Genomic DNA, 15,907 nt, shown 5'->3' on the forward strand with positions numbered 1-15,907 from the left:
AGCCACCGACCCGAGGGAGCGAGAGACGATGTCAGGACGCGTCGCAGGCAAGGTCGCGCTGATCACGGGCGCCGCACGAGGGCAGGGCAGGGCGCACGCCGTGCGACTGGCTCACGAGGGCGCCGACATCATCGCGATCGACGTGTGCGCGCCGCTGCCCGGCGTCGCCTACGACTCGGCGACGCCCGCGGACCTCGACGAGACCGCCCGCCTGGTCGAGAAGCACGACCGCCGGGTGATCACCGGCCAGCTGGACGTCCGCGACCTGGGCGCCCTGCGCACGGCCGTGGACGACGCGGTCGCCGAGCTGGGACGGCTCGACATCGTGGTGGCCAACGCCGGGATCTGCATCCCGGCGCCGTGGAACGAGGTCACCCCGGCGATCTTCGACGACACGATCAGCACCAACGTCACCGGCGTGTGGAACACCGTCATGGCGGGCGCCCCGCACCTCGTCACCGCGGGCGGCGGCTCCGTCATCCTGATCAGCTCGGCCGCAGGCCTGAAGGTGCAGCCGTTCATGGTCCCCTACACCACCAGCAAGTTCGCCGTGCGCGGCATGGCCAAGGCGTTCGCCGCCGAACTGGCCCAGCACCACATCCGGGTCAACAGCGTGCACCCGACCGGCGTGAACACCCCGATGGGCTCCGGAGACATGCAGGCCGTGCTCGGCAGGGTGATCGCGGGCGACCCCCGCCTAGGCGGGATGTTCACGAACCTCCTGCCCGTCGAGGGCACGGAACCCGAGGACGTCGCCGACACCGTGCTGTTCCTCGCCTCCGACGAGTCGAAGTACGTCACGGCGCACGAGATCGCGCCCGACGCCGGCGTGACGGAGTTCTGAGATGGCCAGCACGAGGGACTGGTTCGAGACGGTCGCGGAAGCGCAGCGGCGCGCGAAGCGGCGACTGCCCAAGGGCGTCTACCTCGCACTCGTGGCGGGCGCCGAAGCCGGCGTCACGATGGACGACAACGTCGCCGCCTTCGCCGAGCTGGGCTTCCGTCCGCACGTCGCCGACCTGCCCGCGGCCCGCGAGCTCGCCACCACCGTGATGGGCCAAGAGGTCAGCTTTCCCGTGCTGATCTCCCCCACCGGAGTGCAGGCCGTCGACCCCGACGGCGAGGTCGCCGTGGCCCGCGCGGCCGCGGGCGCGGGCACCGCGATGGGCCTGTCCTCGTTCGCGTCCAAGCCCGTGGAGGAGGTCGCCGCCGCGAACGACAAGCTCTTCTTCCAGACCTACTGGGTCGGCGATCGCGACGCCATCCTCGCCCGCGCCGAACGCGCCCGCACCGCAGGCGCGAAGGGCTTGATCGTCACGCTCGACTGGGTGTTCGACTCACGCCGCGACTGGGGCAGCCCCTTCATCCCCGACAAGCTCGATCTCAAGGCGATGGCGCGCTACGCCCCGCAGGTGGCGCTCAAGCCCGCCTACCTGCTGCAGTGGCTCAAGCACGGCAAGCTGCCCGACCTCGGCGTGCCCAACCTCGTCGCACCCGGCGAACAGGTGCCCACATTCTTCGGCGCCTACGGACAGTGGATGTCCACTCCCCTGCCGACCTGGCAGGACCTCGCCTGGCTGCGCGAGCAGTGGGGCGGGCCGTTCATGCTCAAAGGCATCACCCACCCCGACGACGCCCGTCGCGCGGTCGACATCGGCGCCACCGCGATCTCGGTGTCCAACCACGGCGGCAACAACCTCGACTCCACCCCGGCCACGATCCGGCTGCTGCCCGCCGTCGCCGACGCCGTCGGCAACCAGATCGAGATCCTCCTCGACGGCGGCATCCGCCGCGGCAGCGACGTCGTCAAAGCCCTCGCACTCGGCGCCCGCGCCGTCATGATCGGACGCGCCTACCTGTGGGGCATGGCCGCAGGCGGCGAGAAGGGCGTCGCCAACGTCCTCGCCATCCTCCGCAGCGGAATCGACGAGACCCTCCTCGGCCTGGGCCGAACCTCGATCCACGAGCTCAGCCCCGACGACCTCGTCGTCCCCGAGGGCTTCACGCGGGCCGTGCAGAAGTAGGGCTCGTCAGAACCACACTTTTGAAGGTTGCTACATACAACTAACTTGAGTTAGTTTGCATGTATCAACCATGGAGGGGGACAGTGATCGCGTCGACGACCGCCGCGGATCTCATCGAGGCGCTGCGGACGATCGTCCGTACAGGACGGGGCGCCAGACAAGCTGCGCTGTTCGGTGATCTGCCCGGCGCGTCCGTCACCACGCTCGTCGCTCTCGACCGGCACGGGGAGCAGCGCATGGGCGAGCTGGCCGAACGCCTCTGCGTCGACCCGTCGGTGGTGAGCCGGCAGGTCGCGACGCTTGCGCGCTCGGGCTTCGTGGCCCGCCGGCCCGACCCGGTCGACGGCCGGGCACAGCTTCTGGGCATCACGGACGCAGGACGCGATGCCATCGCCCGGTACCGGGGCGAGTGGATCGGATGGGTCGCACAGGCGCTCGAGGACTGGGACGACGACGACGCCCACCATCTGGTGACGTCGCTCCATCGGCTCGCCGACGATCTTCGGCAGTCGGCGCCGGCCCCGTCCCGCCCGACACTCCCCCACCCGACGACGCCCGCCGCGCGCTGACGCGACCGGCGGCCGCTCGCCGAACACTCGAAGTACGAGGAGAACGACCTTGGCCACGTCTACCGACGGGGTGTCCGACACCCAGCCCACTGCCCTACCCCGCGATCCAGCGGAACCGTCATCCGCCGAGGACAGCGACCGGATGACGCACCGGCAGACCCTGGAAGCACTCTCCGGGATGCTGCTGGCGATGTTCACCGCGTTCCTGTCCTCGACGATCGTGTCGAACGCGCTGCCGACGATCATCACCGATCTGCACGGGACGCAGCACCAGTACACCTGGGTGATCACCGCGACCCTGCTGTCGTCCACAGCCAGCACCCCGATCTGGGGCAAGCTCGCCGACCTGTTCAGCAAGAAGCTGCTGGTCCAGCTCGCCATCCTGATCTTCACGGTGGGCTCGGTGCTCGCCGGTCTGTCGCAGTCGGTCGACACCCTGATCGCGTGGCGGACCGTGCAGGGCCTGGGGCTCGGCGGGCTGCAGGCGCTGGTGGTCATCGCCATCGCGGCGATGATCAGCCCCCGGGAGCGTGGCCGCTACACCGGGCCGATCGCAGGCGTGATGTCCGTCGCCACGGTGGCCGGACCACTGATCGGCGGCGTCATCGTCGACACGAGCTGGCTCGGCTGGCGCTGGTGCTTCTTCGTCGGCGCCCCGCTCGCGCTGGTGTCGCTCATCGTGGTCCAGCGCACCCTCAACATCCCGGTGATCAAGCGCCCCGTCCACATCGACTACGTCGGCGCGGCCCTCATCGCCGGCGGTGTCTGTGACCTGCTGATCTGGGTGACACTCGCGGGCACCGAGTTCGCGTGGGGGTCGAGAACGTCGCTGCTGCTCGCCGGGATCGGTGTCGCCCTGCTGGCCGCAGCCGTGTTCGTCGAGACGAAGGTGAAGGAGCCGATCATCCCGTTGCGGCTGTTCCGCGACCGCACCACCACGCTGGCGACCGTCGGCAGCATCGCCGTCGGGGTGGCGCTCTTCGGCAGCGCCGTCTTCCTCGGCCAGTACTTCCAGATCGCCCGCGGCTACTCCCCCACCGCCGCCGGGCTGCTCACGCTCCCGATGATCATCGGCTCCACGCTCTCGTCCACGCTGTCCGGCCGGCTCATCACCCGGCTCGGACGGTGGAAGGGCTTCCTCGTCGGCGGCTCGATCCTCATGGTCGCGGGCTTCGGACTGCTCGCCACCACCGACCACGCGACGAACATGGTTCTGCTCAGCGTCTACCTCTTCCTGCTCGGTACCGGAATGGGCATGACGATGCAGAACCTCGTGCTCGCCGTGCAGAACACGGTGGCCGGCACCGATCTCGGTGCGGCCACCTCGACGGTCTCCTTCTTCCGCTCGCTGGGCGGGACGGTGGGTGTGTCGGTGCTGGGAGCCGTGCTCGCAGCGCGAGTGACCGACCTGACCGTGCTCGGCATCACCACGGCCGGTGTACCGGTCCCGGCCGGTGGCGACGCCAGCAGCGTCGGGATCGGGAGCCTCAACGAACTGCCGGACGCCCTCGCCGACATCGTCAGGGCCGCCTACGGCGACGCCACGTCGCAGATCTTCCTGGTCGCAGCCGTTCTGTCGGTGCTCACCCTGATTGCGGTGCTCGCCATCAAGGAGGTCCCGCTGCGGACCAAGACCGGCATCGAGATGCAGCGCGAGGCCGTCCGCGAGGCCGGGGCCGCGTAGGCCGGGCGCTTGGCTGCGCCGGCAGGCCCGCGAGCCTCGATCGAAATGGCCGGACCGGCCGCGTAACGGTCTCGGCGTCCACGGCGCTGAGGGGGCGGACGGTCAGCGGTTGCGCTCCCCCATTGCTCCGCACCTTCCGTCCCCGACCGACGTGGAGGACGCGTGCGCGCTGCCGCGGGCGAAATGGCCCCGCCCGGGCCCCAACCGGACCCTGCCGAACCCGACCTGGACGAGGCGCTGCATGCGGCCCGTCGCGGTGACGAGGCGGGGTTCGTGGTTCTGTACAGGGATCTCCAGCCTCGGCTGCTGCGCTACGCCACCGTGCTGGTGGGCGGCGAGGCCGAGGACGTGACGGCCGAGACATGGCTGCAGGTCACGCGCGACCTGCGAGGCTTCGTCGGTGATCTCGACGGGTTCCGCGGCTGGGTGAGCACGATCTGCCGCAACCGGGCGATGGATGCGGCGCGCACGCGAACCAGGCGTCCCGCGTCGCCGGCCGATATCGCCGTTCTCGCCGCCGTGCCCGAACCGCGGCAGCCGTACGACGCGGGGATGGAGGCGCTGTCCACCCGTTGGGCGATGGAGCACATTCTGGCTCTGCCACAGGCCGAGGCCGAGGCCGTCCTGCTGCGCGCGGTGGTCGGGCTCGACGCCCCGGCGGCGGCCCGGGTGCTCGGCAAGCGCCCCGGCACCGTACGGGTCGCTGCGCACCGCGGCCTCCGGCGCCTCGCGCGCCGGTTGGAGACGGACCGGTGGTCAGCAGGTGACGAGCATGCGTAACGGTTCAGGAGGCCACGGCGCTGGACGGCACGAGGTGCGCACCTCCGATCCGGTCCGGCTGACCCGCACCGCCACCGAACGACTGCTCGACGGCGGCGACGGGCCTGCCGAGCTCCGTCACCTGCTCGACGTCGCCGCGGGCCCCGGCACGTCGAGCGAGCTTGCAGGCGAAGGCGCCGCACTGGCGGCCTTCGTCGACGCACCGAGAACCGCGTCGCTTCCCAGCCACCTGCCTCGGAGAACATCGATGCTCAGCACAGTCCTTTCCAAGATCCTGGCAGCCAAGGCCATCGCCGCGATCGCCCTGGTGGCCGGCGCGACAGGGGGTATAGCCCTCGCCGCGCAGTCCACGGGAGTTCCCGAGGACCGACCCGCTGCCGGCGCGCACACCAGCACCGAGGGACGCCCGTCCGCGCCCGCCGAGACGGCCCGGCCGGACGGCTCCGACCGGCCGGCAGGCGCAGCCGGACAAGCGGGCGGACAGAGCGACCCCGCAACCGGGCCATCCCTGGCCGGCCTCTGCCACGCCTGGACCACCGCCGCAGCCGACGACGCCGGCAAGGCCGCGGAGAGCCAAGCGTTCACCGCGCTGGTCGACGCCGCGGGAGACCCCGACGCCGTTGCGGCCTACTGCGCCGACATGCACAGCACTTCAGCGTCCGGGCAGTCCGGCAACGCTCCGGGCAGATCCGAGTCGGCGCCAGGCCATACGGGCACCGCATCCGACTCCGCCGCATCCGACGGCTCCGGTACGGCCCCGGGCCACTCGGGTAGCGCTCCCGGGCAGGCACACGACCCCTCGCGGTCCGACCGCTCCGCCGGGGGTCCCGGGAGGGCGGACGACGAGGGCGACAAGATCGACAAGGCGCAGAAGCCGGACCCGTCGGAGCACGACGCCTCGAACGGGGCGAAGTCATCACAGCAGTGACATGCTGCTGACCGGCTCGGCCGTTCGGCGCGGAGCACGATCAGCCGACCCACCACCGAGTACGTGCGAGGAGTCGTAGAACCCGCGCCCGGCCCGCGTCCCGGCGAGGCGCAGTGTCACCGGGTCGGCGTCACCCACCGAGAGTCGACGTCTCCACGACTCGGCATCGGGTGACCCCGATGACCGACTCGGCCACGCGAACCGCCGCGTTCCGGTCGGAGGGGTCCCTGCGCTCGTCGAAGATCGTCACCTCGCCGTCCCGCACCGTCGCCCGCCAGCGGCCCACCCCTCCGCACAGGTTGAGCCTGCGCCGCACGTCGGCCTCGATCAGGCCGTCGTCACGGGCGAGCGCGCGCACGAGGTCCCGGTAGGTGATCACGCCGATCACCACGCCGTCCTCGACGACGGGGAGGGACCTGACGTTCGCCGACCGGAGCACGGTCAGCAGGTCCGCGACGCCCTCCTGCGGATGCGCCGTGAGCACGTCGCGCTCCATCACATCCGCAACCACGTCGCCGGGATCCCGGTCCGCACGCTTGTCCAGGGGAAGCCGCGGGTCGGGCGGGAAGCGGTTCTCCAGGAGTTCCGCTTCGCCCACGACGCCGACCAGGCGACCATCCCCGGCCACCACGGGCAGGCATGTGAAGCTGTGCGAGGCGAGCAGTGCCGCGGCGTCCTTCACCGGCATCTCCGGTGGGACGACGACGGCTGGGCTGGACATGATCTCGCGAATGCGCATTGTCGCCTCCTGGGAATCGCCTCGATTCGGACGCTAGGCGCGACTCGCCCTGCCCACACGGAGGCGTGGGGCTCCCGGTACACGGACCAATGACCCTGCTCCACCAGGTCGTTCGCCGACCGCACACACCGACCGGCCTCCGCACACACGTTCGGCCATGTGCGCGGAAGCCCGACGCTCTGTGCCGTCGATCACGCTCCCGCCGTGGCCGGCTCGTGCGTCGGTTCGGCTTCTTTGGTGCCGTAGCGGCGGTCCAGCACCAGCACCGCCAGCCCGGACGCCAGCACCGGGACGGCCATCGCGTAGAAGACCGCGCCTGCCGACCACTCGGCCGAGAGCGCCGCGCCGATGATGATCGGGCCGAGGATCCCCCCGATGCGGCCGATCCCGAGCGCCCAGCCGACCCCGGTGGACCGCATCGAGGCCGGGTAGAACACCGCGGCGAGCGCGATCAGGCTCTTCTGCCCACCGCTGATCGCGCAGCCGGCGAGGAAGTTCGCGATCATCAGCACCCACAGCGGGGCGCCGAACGCGATACCGGTCGCGGCGACGAACACGGCTCCCGCGAGATAGAACACGCCCAGCGTGCGGTAGGCGCCGATCCTGTCCATCGCGGGCCCGGTGATGAACGCCGCGGCGATGCCGCCCACGGTGGTGAGCGTCGTGGTGGTGACCACCACGCTCATGTCGTAGTCGAGCCCCTGAAGGATCGTCGGCAACCAGCTCTGCATGGCGTAGAACTCGGCGAGGTTGATCGCGAAGACGAACCAGAGCAGGGCGGTGCCGAGCACACGGTCCCGGGTGAACAGGCTGCTCAGAGCGGCGCGCTTCCCGGAGTCCTCACCGGCGACGTCGAACCGCGGCGCCTCCGTCGGTGCGAGCGTGGGATCGATGCGCCGGAAGATCCGGTGGACACGCTGCGGGTCCTGGCCGCGGCGGAGCATGAAGACCGGCGACTCGGGCAGGAAGCGCAGCAGCAGCGGCAGGAGGACGAGCGGGGCGATCGCCCCGACCCAGAACACCGAGCGCCAACCATGGATCGGGATCAGCCAGCCCGCGACCAGACCCGCGACGACGAAGCCGAGTGAGAACCCGCAGTAGATGGCCAGGACGAAGGTCGCGCGCAGGCGCTTCGGGCTGAACTCGCCGGTCATCGCGACACAGCTCGGCGCGGCGGCGCCGAGACCGAGCCCGGTGAGGAACCGCAGGACGATCAGCTCGGTGACGCCGGCGGACCAGACCGCCACGAGCGTGCACACCGCGAACCCGGCCACGGCCACGACGATGACGCGCTTGTGGCCGAACCGGTCCGACAGCGGCGACAGCACGAGGTAGCCGATCATCAGCCCGACCAGGGCGGAGGAGAAGATCGGGCCGAGCACCGCCGTGGGTAGGCCCCACTCCTTGGCGATGTGCGGAGCCATGTAGCTGATGGCCTGGGTGTCGAACCCGTCGAGGAACATGACCAACCCGCACAGGCTGATCACTCCGTACTGGAACCGGCTCACGCGGCGCTCGTCGACGAAGCCGGGCAGCCGCAGGGTGGATGGGTCGAGGGACATCGTTGACCTCGCTCCGGGGTCATGGCGGACCCCTGGATGTGGTGGGAACGGGAATCAGCCGGCGACGGGCTGGGCGTCGCCGGAGGCGACGAACGCGTCGCAGAAGAAGCGACCGGGATCGAGCCCGGCTGCGACGAAATCCGCACGTGCTGCGGCCGTCATATCGGGGTTGCCGCACGCGTAGACGTCGTGGGATCCGAGGTCGGCGTGGTCGGCGAGCACCGCGCGGTGCACGTACCCGGACCGCCCGGGCCACGCCGGATCGGGACGGGAGAGCACCGGGGTGAAGGAGAACCAGTCGTGCTTCTCCGCCCACCGGTCGGGCAGCTCGGCGAGGTAGAGATCCTCGCGGGATCGGGCGCCCCAGTAGAGGTGCAGGCGCCGGTCGCCGCTCCGCTTGACCTGGTCCTCGACCATCGACTTCACCGGAGCGAATCCGGTGCCGGTCGCGACGAGCACCACCGGCCGGTCGGAGTCGTGGTCGAGGGCGAACTCGCCGAACGGCAACTCGACGGTGAGGGTGTCGCCCTTCGTGAGCCCGTCGAGCAGCTCACCGGAGAACCGGCCGCGCGGCACACGACGGACGTGCAGCAGTGCCCCGTCGTTCTGGTGGGGCGGGTTCGCCATCGAGTAGTTGCGGGTGTCGCCGTCCGGCAGGCGCACGGTCAGGTACTGCCCCGCCCGGAACTTGACGCGGACTCCCGCCGGAAAACGCAGGGCGACCGTAGCGACGTCAGGCGCGGCCGTCGTGATCTTGTGGACCTTGGCCTCGACGACTCGCCGGGCAGGAGGCTCGCTCCTGACGATGCGCGGCGGGGCGATCTCGACGCCCGAGACCGGCCGGGCCTGGCACAGGAGCACGCCCGTCGCGGGGCCTTCGACCGTGCCACGACCCCTGACCTCGCACGTACCAGCGGTGAGACCGCCCTCGCACGTCGAGCACACACCTTTGCGGCAGGAGTAGGGCATCGCGTAGCCCGCGCGCTCGGCCGCGTCGAGCACGGTCTCGCCGGGCTCGCACTCGAAGACGATCTCGCTTCCGGCGACCCGCACGTCGTGGCTCACGCCGGGACCTCCACGACCCGGCCTCCGACCAGCCGCACGGCGCGCAGCACCGCATCGGGATCGGCGACGCCCCTGCCCGCGATGTCGAACGCAGCGCCGTGACCGACACTGGAGAAGATGATGCCGGCGCCGACGGCCAGCGCCGACGCGGTGCGGCCCGCCAGGAGCTTGACGGGGACGTGGCCCTGGTCGTGGTACATCGCGACGAAACCGTCGAACTCGGAGCGCCGGTCGGGGCCGAGCATCAGGTCGGCTCCGAGCGGCCCCACCGCATCGATCGCCCGGTCACGGAGCGCGGCCACCGCCGGGGCCGTGATGCGGTCGTCGTCGCGGCCGAACAGGCCACTCTCCCCGGCGTGCGGGTTGATGCCGAAGACGCCGATCCGCGGGCTGACGACCCCGGCCCCCTCCAGGTAGCCGACAGCGGCGCTCGCGGCAGCCGCGACCAGCTCGGGAGTGAGTCGATCGATCGCGTCGCCCAGCCGCTCGTGCAGGGTCGCGTGCACGATCCGCAGACCACCGCCGATCAGCATCAGGAAGACGTGGTCCTTCGGCACGCACGCCAGGTCGGCGAGCAGCCCCGGGTAACCCCCGAAGGGGATGCCCGCCGCGTTCACCGCGGTCTCCGAGTGCGGGCAGGCCACGATCGCCCGCCCGATCCCCGCCTGCACCGCGCCGACGGCCGCGCGGAGGTAAGCGACGGTTGCGGCGCCCGCCTCCGCGCTGACCGTGCCGGGGAGCAGCTCACCGTCGGGAAGCGCCTCGACCGCCAGGACGTCGACCGCGTCGGCGACGGGGACGGGGACGGCCGGACCATCGATCTCGCGCAGCCGCCGCCCGGACTGCTGCACCCACGGTTCGACGACGTACGGGTCCGCGACGAGCACGGGGGCGAGGTGCGGCTCACCCGCGAGCGCGACGGCGGCCTTCACCGCGATCTCGGGACCGATCCCGTTCGGGTCGCCGACGCTGAGCAGTACGCGGCTCACAGCGGGAGCGCCAGGAGAGTGTCGATACGCGAGCTGTCGCAGACCACCACCCGCTCGGACAGCGCCGGCCGATCACCGTCGAACGCGTACCGGTCGAGGTAGCGGCCGGAGGCGAAGAGGTCGCTGGCGCCGTCACGCATGATCCGCACGACGAGAAACGGCGTCTCGCTGCGCACCTCGCCGGCGTCGTCGGGGCCGTCATCGACGAGGAAGGGCTGGCCGAGGATGTGGCGGTAGGAGTGCCGCTCGTAGATGTTCGCCTCGCGCAGCGCCGTGACGCGGTCGACGAGCATTCCGCGGCTGTCGGCCCAGATCAGCCCCGCCGGAAGCCCTTCGCGGTGATTGTCTGCGGTGGTGACGGTGTAGAAGCACTTCTCCGTGAAGAAGTCCGGCCATTCCTCGAGACGATCGGCGTCGATGCAGCGGGCGTAGGCGGCCTGCGCCTGCGCGATGGCCCGGAAGGCGTCGGTCATGCCGGCAGCCCGTCGCGGATCCCTGCGCTGAGATCCATGGCTGCCAGGTAGGCCTTCCAGAACCCCCGGATCGACGCCTCGGTCACCCGGCTCTCGCTCGACGTCGCCGACGCCCCTCCCATCTCGACGACGGCAGCCTGGTCGCTCGCGCCGGCCACCCCGCGTTGCACGAAGCCGCCCACACAGCCGTCCTCCATGGACACGTAGCCTGCGGATCCGACGAGGTTCGACTGCTTGAGGCGCGCGGTGTGCTGCTCGGGCGTGTCCTCGGCGAAACCGAGCAGGGTCCAGTTCAGCTCGGTCCGGTCGACGGCGCGCGGCAGGATCTGGCGCACCGCCACCGAGTTCTGGATCTGCTGCAGAACGAACGCCGGGAACGTCGACAGGATCTGGAGAGTGGTGTCGTCGCCGACCTCGCTGAAGCCGTCCAGCAACGAAGGATCGGCCAGCCGGAAGCCGCTCTCGGAGCGGATGTTCTGCTCGGCGTAGGAGGCGTCGCGCTCGGCGTCGCGGTCGATCGCCGAATAGCTGACGTGGTGGCCACCGTTCTCGCTGACGATGATCCCGCCACGTTGCGAGAGCCGGTTGAGCTCGAACGTCGTGAAGAACAGATGCAGGATGCTCGCGTGGTAGGAGTCCTTGACGTTCTCCACGTAGAGCTTCCAGTTGTTGGGCAGCATCTGGGTGTAGCGCCCGATCACCACGGGCGTGCGCCCGCCCAGCACCCGCTCGATGCGATCCATGATCTCGTCACCGAGGTAGTCCTCGATGTCGTCGACGTCGTCGGAGAGGCTGCCGAAGACGAGTCCGTGCACCACGGCCAGGCGCAGCTTGCGCGGTGCGTGGTCGGACTTGCAGAACGACTCCGGCATCCCGCCCTTGCCCTTGATGCCACCCTCGAACGCGACGCCGGTGAGATCGCCCTGCAGGTTGTAGGTCCACGCGTGGTAGACGCAGGTGAAGTCCTTGGCCGTGCCCCGGTTGTCGAGGGCGAGCAGAGCCCCGCGGTGCGCACAGCGGTTCTCGAAGGCGTAGAGCTCGCCGTCCTGGTCGCGAGCGACGATCACCGGCAGGTCACCGAGGTAGCTCGTGCGGTACTGCCCGGGTGAGGCGACCTCCGCCTCCAGGCAGACGTAGTTCCAGCACGGTCCACGGAACAGCTTCTCCTGCTCCGCCGCGTAGACGTCCTCGCGCTGGAAGACCCAGTACGGAACCCGGGTGAGGGTCTCGGGCCAGTCCGGCAGCGCTGCGGTGGTGGACACAGCGCACCTCCTCTTCAAGGCGCGGCGCCTTGACCGGCGCCATCCATGTTCGTATAACGAACGCTGTGGTGGTTTCTCGAACAGTAGAGGCAAGCGACTCCGGCGATGTCAAGAACGCAGGCGCCGGGCGAGCACCCGAGGGAATGGCAGGCCTCGCCAAGGGGCTCGCCGTGATCGAAGCGTTCGGGAGGACGTCCTCGCCGCTCACGGTGGCCGATGCAGCGCGGCTGACCGACGTGACGCGCGCCGCGGCGCGACGCTGCCTGCTCACGCTGACCGATCTCGGTTATCTGGATCACGACGGCAAGTACTTCCGTCCGACCCCACGCATGCTGCGGCTCGGCAGCGCCTACCTCGACACCGCGTCCCTTCCGGCGCTGGCCAACCCCCACCTCGTGGCCGCGCGCGACACGCTGAACGAGTCGGTGTCCCTCGCGGTGTGGGAGGACGGCTGGTCCGTCTTCGTCGCGCGTGCCGAGGCGGAGCGGATCGTCTTGACCGGCGTCCGCATCGGCGCCCGGCTTCCCGCCCACTGCTCGGCCACGGGCCGGGTGCTGCTCGCCGGCCTCGGCGACGAGGAGGTGGCGAGCTACCTCGCCCGCGGCGGCCGGGAGCGGCGCACGATCCGCACCGTCATCGACCCGGACGAGCTCACCCGCCTGGTGCGCTCAGCCCGGGTCGACGGTTACGGCACCAGCGACGAGGAGCTCGAGCTGGGGATGCGCGCGGTCGCCGTCCCGGTGCTCGATGCACGCGGGCGGACGGTCGCGGCGATGAGCGTCAGCGCGTCCAGCGCCCGGGTGAGCGCCGAGGAGATGCACCGCGACTTCGTGCCGGTACTCGCGGCACACTCAGCGCGTCTGGGCCGAATGCTCTGACGCCCCCGCCCCCGCCCCCGCCCCCATCCGAGTCACGGCACAGATCTGGTGGCCGCCGCACAGACGTTGTTGGGGTTGCCTCGGTTTCGCGGACACCTGTCTGTGGCTGACGATGGTCAGCACGGAAGGAGTTCGGATGCCTGCACCGTTCCCGCCGGAGTTCAAGCGCCGCGCCGTACAGATGGCTCGGGAGAGCGACAAGTCGGTGACCCAGGTGGCCCGGGAGCTGGGGGTCTCGCCCTCGGCGCTGCGGAACTGGATCACCCAGTCCGACATCGACGAGGGCCGCAAACCCGGACTGAGCAGCCAGGACCGCTCCGAGCTGGCCGAGTTGCGGCGGGAGAAGTTCCGACTGGAGACCGAGAACGAGATCCTGCGCCGGGCCGCGGCATTCTTCGCCCGGGAGATCCACCCAAAATGATCTACCCGGTGGTCCGCGAGCTGGCCCTCGACCGCATTCCGGTCGCGGTGGCCTGCCGGGTGCTGCGGGTCTCGACCAGCGGCTACTACGCCTGGCGGGACCGGCCCAGCCCGCCACGCCGCCGCGCCGACCGCGAGCTCACCGAGATCATCAGCACCGTGCACGCCCGCTCCGGCCGCACCTACGGCTCGCCCCGGGTCCACGCCGAGCTCCGCCACCAGCACGGGCTGCGCATCGGCCGGGCCCGGGTCGCCCGGCTCATGCGCACCCGCGGCCTGACCGGCGCCACCGCGGCGCGCCGCCACCGGCCCAGCACCATCCGCGACCCACACGCCACCCCGGCCCCCGACCTGGTCGAACGCGACTTCACCGCCGCCGCACCCGACCAGCTCTGGGTCTCCGACATCACCCAGCACCTCACCGGCGAGGGCTGGGTCTACTGCGCGGTCATCCTCGACGTCTACTCCCGCCGGGTCATCGGCTACTCGATCGCCGAACACGCCCGCACCGAGCTGATCACCGACGCCTTGACCATGGCCTGCCAGCGCCGCCACCCCACCCCGGGACGCACCGTGTTCCACTCCGACCACGGCGCCCAATACACCTCGTGGGCCTTCACCACCCAGCTCGCCGCCGCCGGCCTGCACGCCTCCATGGGCACCGTCGGGGACTGCTACGACAACGCCCTGGCCGAGAGCTTCTTCGCCACCCTGCAAACCGAACTGCTCGACCGCCGACCCTGGCACCACCGCCGCCACCTCGAACAGGCAATCTTCGAGTGGATCGAAACCTGGTACAACCCCCGCCGCCGCCACTCCGCGCTGGACTACCACTCACCCAACGACTACGAACAAGCCCACACCCACGCCGCACCCGCGGCCTGACACACCGACGTGTCCACGAAACCCAGGCAAGCCCATTGTGCCATGTGTGCCGTGGCCACCCGGTGTGTGCCGTCGACCGCGGGGCCGGTCCGCCAGCCGGTTGCGTACGTTGACCAGCGCCGCTCGGGCCACGAGGCGCGGGGCGTACAGGGCCGCGGGGTGTTCCAGCATGACCGTGACCGCGCGGAAGCGCCGCGCCACCACCACGTCGGTCGCCGACGCGGTCTGCACCTCGGCCCGGATCCAGCGTCCGAGCCGCTCCCGCCATGACGCCGATCCGTCGAGGTGGTGGCGGGCCTTGTCCGCGGCGGTCGAGATCTCCCACGCCGCATCGACGACCACCTTCTGCATCGCGAAGAACGACCGCGCCGGCACGCTCAGGCGGGGGCTCGACTGGAGATATGCCGCCAGACAGGACGCGTGCAGCGCCGCCGCCGACAGCCCCTGCCCGTAAACCGGGTTGAACGAGGCCACTGCGTCCCCGACGCCGACCAGCCGGGCAGGCATGGAGTCGGCACAGAAGTCGCGACGACGGCTGTCCGAATGGTGAAAGGTCTCGATCGGCCCGACCGGTTCACCATTCACGGCCTCGCCGAAGAACGACGGCAGTTCCGACTTGCAGAGCGCCACGAACTCCTGGTCGTCACGGCCGGTCCGGTGCTCGCCGGAGCAGGCGAGCGTGATCTGCCACCGGTCGTCCTCGATCGCCTTGAGCGAGGCGATACCGACCCGCGACACGGGGCTGCCGGGGCGGTGGCGGGCGATCACGTTGGCGACGTCCGGGAGGCCGGGCTTCCTGCTGAAGAATCCGGTGGCGTAGTCGACGTCGGTCGGCACCCGCCGCAGCGGTGGCCGTTGCCATCCGGCGTGCTCCAGCCAGTCGCTGAGCCTGCTGGCCCGGCCCATCGCGTCCACCACCAGGCCTGCGGGCTGGGCGTGCTCGACCCCGTCCCGCCGGTATCGCACACCCGTCACGGCGGTGGCATCGATGTCCAGCCCGCAGGCCTGGCCAGTCAGGAGTCGGACGTTGGGCAGCGCCAGTGCGCGAACGCGGAGCTGGTTCTCCAGGAACGGCCGACTGCAGCTCAGGACCACGTCGTGCTGAGCGTTGACCCGGCGCTGACCGTCCGAGAAGGCGGCGGAGTGCGCCGGATCGACGAGCACGGCGCCCAATGCGGCCGCCTGCTCACCGAAACCCGGGAACCACCGCTCGATCTGGACCCTGCCACCCGCGAGCACGAGGTGTATCTGCAATCCGTGTGGCACGCCCCGGCGGCCTCCACCGGTCGGTGCGTCGCGTTCGATGATCAGCACCGACCGGGCGTGATCGGCCAGCACACGCGCAGCGAGCAGCCCGGCCACGCTCCCCCCGAGGACCACGGCGGTGTCGACCAGCTGGACGGGGTGCGCCGGTGGACACGTCGAGCTGAGCTGCGCGAACACCTGCCGCGGTCCTGTGCGCATTCCGGCCTCCGGACGAGGACGAGAAACAATTCGCCCGGGATCACTGCGTCGACAGAACCATTTCCCACCGCAGCCGCAATTCGCGCGCCCGAGATATCTCAGGGTAGGTGAGGATCAGGGCGTGCAGCGCGACAGTGGCCGGGCACCGCTGTGACTGTTCACACGCAGGCCACCCCATTTCGTCC

General features: G+C 70.7%; 16 protein-coding genes. 9 read left to right on the plus strand and 7 right to left on the minus strand.

The window, feature by feature from the left end:
* Positions 1–28: 28 nt before the first annotated feature.
* From ACQPZQ_RS28695 to ACQPZQ_RS28720, 6 genes are all read left to right on the plus strand, one after another.
* Positions 29–844 carry a mycofactocin-coupled SDR family oxidoreductase gene (locus ACQPZQ_RS28695; RefSeq protein ID WP_433285806.1) on the plus strand — a complete coding sequence of 272 codons (816 nt, stop codon included), beginning with the start codon at positions 29–31 and terminating at the stop codon, positions 842–844.
* Between the two features lies 1 nt (position 845).
* The gene (gene mftD, locus ACQPZQ_RS28700) at positions 846–2,024 is read left to right on the plus strand and encodes a pre-mycofactocin synthase MftD (protein ID WP_433285808.1); all 1,179 of its coding nucleotides are present in this window, start codon (positions 846–848) and stop codon (positions 2,022–2,024) included.
* 83 nt (positions 2,025–2,107) lie between these two features.
* Positions 2,108–2,593, plus strand: coding sequence for a MarR family winged helix-turn-helix transcriptional regulator (locus ACQPZQ_RS28705; protein ID WP_433285810.1), 486 nt, complete (start codon positions 2,108–2,110; stop codon positions 2,591–2,593).
* A gap of 49 nt (positions 2,594–2,642) precedes the next feature.
* Positions 2,643–4,277, plus strand: a complete 1,635-nt coding sequence (locus ACQPZQ_RS28710) for an MDR family MFS transporter (RefSeq protein ID WP_433285812.1) — start codon at positions 2,643–2,645, stop codon at positions 4,275–4,277.
* 162 nt (positions 4,278–4,439) lie between these two features.
* Positions 4,440–5,057, plus strand: a complete 618-nt coding sequence (locus ACQPZQ_RS28715) for an RNA polymerase sigma factor (RefSeq protein ID WP_433285814.1) — start codon at positions 4,440–4,442, stop codon at positions 5,055–5,057.
* Positions 5,050–5,985 (plus strand): hypothetical protein, encoded by a 936-nt coding sequence (locus ACQPZQ_RS28720; protein WP_433285816.1) that lies wholly within the window; start codon positions 5,050–5,052, stop codon positions 5,983–5,985. Before ACQPZQ_RS28715 ends, ACQPZQ_RS28720 begins: the two co-directional genes overlap by 8 nt.
* 130 nt (positions 5,986–6,115) lie before the next feature.
* Here the strand turns inward: ACQPZQ_RS28720 and ACQPZQ_RS28725 are convergent, their stop codons facing one another.
* The 6 genes from ACQPZQ_RS28725 to ACQPZQ_RS28750 all read right to left on the minus strand — a co-directional run bounded on the left by ACQPZQ_RS28725 (position 6,116) and on the right by ACQPZQ_RS28750 (position 12,075).
* On the minus strand, positions 6,116–6,724 hold the full coding sequence (locus ACQPZQ_RS28725) for a CBS domain-containing protein (protein WP_433285818.1): 609 nt from the start codon (positions 6,722–6,724) through the stop codon (positions 6,116–6,118).
* Between the two features lie 191 nt (positions 6,725–6,915).
* Positions 6,916–8,286 carry an MFS transporter gene (locus ACQPZQ_RS28730; RefSeq protein ID WP_433285820.1) on the minus strand — a complete coding sequence of 457 codons (1,371 nt, stop codon included), beginning with the start codon at positions 8,284–8,286 and terminating at the stop codon, positions 6,916–6,918.
* A gap of 54 nt (positions 8,287–8,340) precedes the next feature.
* Complete coding sequence (locus tag ACQPZQ_RS28735) at positions 8,341–9,351, minus strand: 2Fe-2S iron-sulfur cluster-binding protein (protein ID WP_433285822.1); 1,011 nt, start codon at positions 9,349–9,351, stop codon at positions 8,341–8,343.
* Positions 9,348–10,340, minus strand: coding sequence for a PdxA family dehydrogenase (locus ACQPZQ_RS28740; RefSeq protein ID WP_433285824.1), 993 nt, complete (start codon positions 10,338–10,340; stop codon positions 9,348–9,350). The genes ACQPZQ_RS28735 and ACQPZQ_RS28740 overlap by 4 nt, the downstream gene beginning before the upstream one ends.
* Positions 10,337–10,813 (minus strand): aromatic-ring-hydroxylating dioxygenase subunit beta, encoded by a 477-nt coding sequence (locus ACQPZQ_RS28745; RefSeq protein WP_433285826.1) that lies wholly within the window; start codon positions 10,811–10,813, stop codon positions 10,337–10,339. The genes ACQPZQ_RS28740 and ACQPZQ_RS28745 overlap by 4 nt, the downstream gene beginning before the upstream one ends.
* Complete coding sequence (locus ACQPZQ_RS28750; protein ID WP_433285828.1) at positions 10,810–12,075, minus strand: aromatic ring-hydroxylating dioxygenase subunit alpha; 1,266 nt, start codon at positions 12,073–12,075, stop codon at positions 10,810–10,812. The genes ACQPZQ_RS28745 and ACQPZQ_RS28750 overlap by 4 nt, the downstream gene beginning before the upstream one ends.
* 143 nt (positions 12,076–12,218) lie before the next feature.
* On the opposite strand from ACQPZQ_RS28750, the gene ACQPZQ_RS28755 reads away from it, so the two are divergent.
* The 3 genes from ACQPZQ_RS28755 (at position 12,219) to ACQPZQ_RS28765 (ending at position 14,258) form a co-directional block, all read left to right on the plus strand.
* A complete protein-coding gene (locus ACQPZQ_RS28755) occupies positions 12,219–12,953 on the plus strand; it encodes an IclR family transcriptional regulator domain-containing protein (protein WP_433285829.1) in 735 nt (244 codons plus the stop codon).
* 136 nt (positions 12,954–13,089) lie between these two features.
* Positions 13,090–13,374 carry a transposase gene (locus tag ACQPZQ_RS28760; RefSeq protein ID WP_433284946.1) on the plus strand — a complete coding sequence of 95 codons (285 nt, stop codon included), beginning with the start codon at positions 13,090–13,092 and terminating at the stop codon, positions 13,372–13,374.
* Complete coding sequence (locus ACQPZQ_RS28765; protein WP_433284948.1) at positions 13,371–14,258, plus strand: IS3 family transposase; 888 nt, start codon at positions 13,371–13,373, stop codon at positions 14,256–14,258. The genes ACQPZQ_RS28760 and ACQPZQ_RS28765 overlap by 4 nt, the downstream gene beginning before the upstream one ends.
* On the opposite strand, the gene ACQPZQ_RS28770 is transcribed toward ACQPZQ_RS28765, so the two are convergent.
* Positions 14,208–15,722: an FAD-dependent oxidoreductase gene (locus tag ACQPZQ_RS28770; protein WP_433285831.1), complete on the minus strand. Its 1,515-nt coding sequence runs from the start codon at positions 15,720–15,722 to the stop codon at positions 14,208–14,210. The two genes, ACQPZQ_RS28765 and ACQPZQ_RS28770, sit on opposite strands and share 51 nt — an antisense overlap.
* Positions 15,723–15,907 lie beyond the last annotated feature (185 nt).

It is taken from the genome of Pseudonocardia sp. CA-142604 (assembly GCF_050948475.1).
GTDB lineage: Bacteria > Actinomycetota > Actinomycetes > Mycobacteriales > Pseudonocardiaceae > Pseudonocardia > Pseudonocardia alaniniphila.